The organism is Nostoc cf. edaphicum LEGE 07299 (assembly GCF_015207245.1).
Lineage (GTDB): Bacteria > Cyanobacteriota > Cyanobacteriia > Cyanobacteriales > Nostocaceae > Nostoc > Nostoc edaphicum_B.
Genome location: NZ_JADEXF010000928.1, coordinates 1 through 2748 on the forward strand (window position 1 = coordinate 1; position 2748 = coordinate 2748).

At 44.6% G+C, this 2748-nt stretch carries 3 protein-coding genes; all 3 read right to left on the reverse strand.

What is annotated here, in order from left to right; translation table 11 throughout:
• Positions 1 to 147 precede the first annotated feature (147 nt).
• From IQ229_RS22700 to IQ229_RS22710, 3 genes are read right to left on the reverse strand one after another with little or no spacing between them, the layout of a single operon-like run.
• On the reverse strand, positions 148 to 852 hold the full coding sequence (locus IQ229_RS22700; protein WP_194047627.1) for a hypothetical protein: 705 nt from the start codon (positions 850 to 852) through the stop codon (positions 148 to 150).
• A 2-nt stretch (positions 853 to 854) separates the two neighbouring features.
• A complete protein-coding gene (locus IQ229_RS22705; RefSeq protein WP_194047629.1) occupies positions 855 to 1322 on the reverse strand; it encodes a hypothetical protein in 468 nt (155 codons plus the stop codon).
• A gap of 3 nt (positions 1323 to 1325) precedes the next feature.
• On the reverse strand, positions 1326 to 2345 hold the full coding sequence (locus tag IQ229_RS22710; RefSeq protein WP_194047631.1) for a tyrosine-type recombinase/integrase: 1020 nt from the start codon (positions 2343 to 2345) through the stop codon (positions 1326 to 1328).
• Positions 2346 to 2748: the final 403 nt, after the last annotated feature.

Genomic DNA, 2748 nt, shown 5'->3' on the forward strand with positions numbered 1-2748 from the left:
GATGAGTTCTTATGTGTCCAATACGGTTCGCATAAGCAGGGGAGGAAAGTTATTAAAATTTCTCTTCTCCCCCTGCTCAAGAACTGCTCGCCTCAACAGACAACTTTGTTAACCGAACCGTATTGCCAATTACCTCCGACTTCCGACTTATGAATGCTTTACAATGCCGTTGAAGATGGTCGAAGTCAGAGAGCTTTTCACCCAGACATTTTGATTGTGATAAAAATCACCACGTTGTTCTAGTGTAAACCCACCCAGCAATAATCCCAACCATACTTCTACCATCGGCATTTGCAACACACGTTGCAGTTTAACTAAAGAAATCTCATCTTTGACATTGATCAGGTAATTAGCGATCGCACTTTGCCATTTTTCCACATCCTCATCTGATGCCAAATTGCGGACATCTTCTAAAGTTGTCACCTCATCGAGCATTGCCAAAACATTCGCTTTTTCAACAGGTGCTGCTACAGAATCACCCTCCTGGTTAGGAGATGAAAATTGGTGTGGGCCGTGTGGTTTAAAGGTTTGTGGTGTTTGCGGTTCAATTAAATCATCTAAATCTAGGTGCATTGTTGTCCGCACTAGACCAGCAAAGAGATCGGTGCTAACAACTGGCCCTAAAAGACTATTGCGATCGCGGGTATCTTGCAACAGCACTTCGGCACGAGACTTAAGAATATCCGCAATTTGACTGAAGGCAAGCGCTGCGGTTAATAACTGTGCCTCCAAGGGTAAATTCTCTAGCTCGGCATCCAAACAATCCCACATAGCATCAAGGGAAGAAGTTGGTGGAGATTCAGACAACTCATCTAATACATCCCAGATGGTTAATTGGTGGTATGTGGTCATCTCTAGGATTCTGGATGTAACGGGCAAGGACGAACTGGGCAGTAACTTGAGGTAATTTCAAACATATCCTTATATTGATATAATGAAATACCATAAGATTTAGCAAACGCCTGCAACACCTGATCTGTATAGGCGCGGATCTTGCCAGCGGTTAGCCCAAAGCAGTGAATTGGTTCCAGGCGACAAATAGGCTGTTGTCCCAGCCAGAGTTCTGCACCCAACGCGTGTAATGGTTTATCCCCTGGTTCTTTATACAAATACAGCACTGCAAAATATGTTCCTGGTGGTTCGACTGCGATCGCATCAATTTCTGCTGAATTTTTCTGGGAGCGGTGGCGATAGAATGAGCGGCGATTGTGGCAGACTTTTGGATTCCAACACCCATCCCCTGCTGTTCCATGTAAAACTTTCGCTTGAGTTGTTGGTAGTTTGGAACATAGCTGACACTTGGGATCGAGTGGCTTAGGCATACCTTACTCCCCATAAGTTTCACCGATTGCACGATAGTAAGCAGTGATCGCTGCTTCTTGTTCGCTGCGAAGCGTATAGCGCCGAAACGCTTTCTCGCTTTGATGTCCTGTTAATTTTCGTGCATGACTGGGGTCAACTCCCAATAGCAATAAGTCAGTGGCATAGGTGTGGCGAAAGGAGTGAGGGTGCAAATCCTCAATGTGAGCTATTTCACCGATTTTTTCCACCGCGAAGTAAATGCCGTGATAACTTAAGCGTTCACCTTTGTACGAAGCATGGTGTGAAATCATCAGTGGAGAGTCGCTGTTTAACACCTCCCCTTGCTGTTCGCGCGATCTCAAATACTCTGCTAAAACTTCCCGGCTCTCTTTTCGCAGTGGAACCAAGCGTGGTTCATTGGTTTTGGTGTCTGGTAAAAATAGCAGCTTGCCATCAAATGAGCCAACATTTAACTGCACAACTTCCCCAGCCCGCAGTCCATGACTGAGAATGTGGACGAGTGCTGTATCTCGTTGCTTTGTTTCTCCCAATAACTCCAACGCTGACCAAACCTGTTCCATTTCTTCAGGGGTTAAACTCTGGGCTGGTGGTAGAGGTACTTTTTCCAGTTTTATCCCCAGTGTCGGATTAGTAGAAATAATTTCAGGATACGTGTAAGACATCCATTTGAAAAAGCTTTTGAGTGCCGCAATTCCCGCATTGATGCTGCTTTTTGAAAGCGGTTTCCCTGCATCAGTCCGTATTTCATCACGGAGATATTCTTTATATAGCGCAAGATGACGTGGACGCAGTTCATGATAGTGCAGCTCACTCCAAGCCAAAAACCTTTTGAGTTCGCGTTCGTAGAGTTTGCGGCTGTTGGGTGCGAGATTGTTGCTGCGTAAAAATTCCAGAACTTTTACCCACCGAATATCGGTTGGTGGTCTTGTACTAGCCGTGCGCCCAGAGAGCGATGCCGTTTCAGCGTCAAGAGCAATGAGTTTAATCGGAGGTAAGTTATTTAGTTCAGGGTTATTCACAATAATTAAGCGATCGCACTCGGTGGCTCTGAATTTAAAAATTCAGTATACACGAATCCGGGAGAACACAAAATAAGATACCCTTATCTTTTATCCGACATAAACTCCGATTAATACCATTTGCCTTCACATAGCCTTTTGTTCTAGCTATTGTCGGTGTCGGTTTGCAGACTAAATGAAATTTGTGCGGACTAAGTGAAATTTGTGCGGACTAAATGAAATTTTGTTGCAGACTAAGTGAAATGCGTTTCAGATCGCATACTCTTTAAGAATACCGGGCTTCAAGCCTCTCAAGTCCGGAAAGAGCAGGTTCAGCTTGGCTAACCCAGCTAGAAAAATAACTAACTCCAACAGCAAGAAAAACATTGGTCTGTTTTCCAGCCTGAAAATGCAGACAGGTATATGG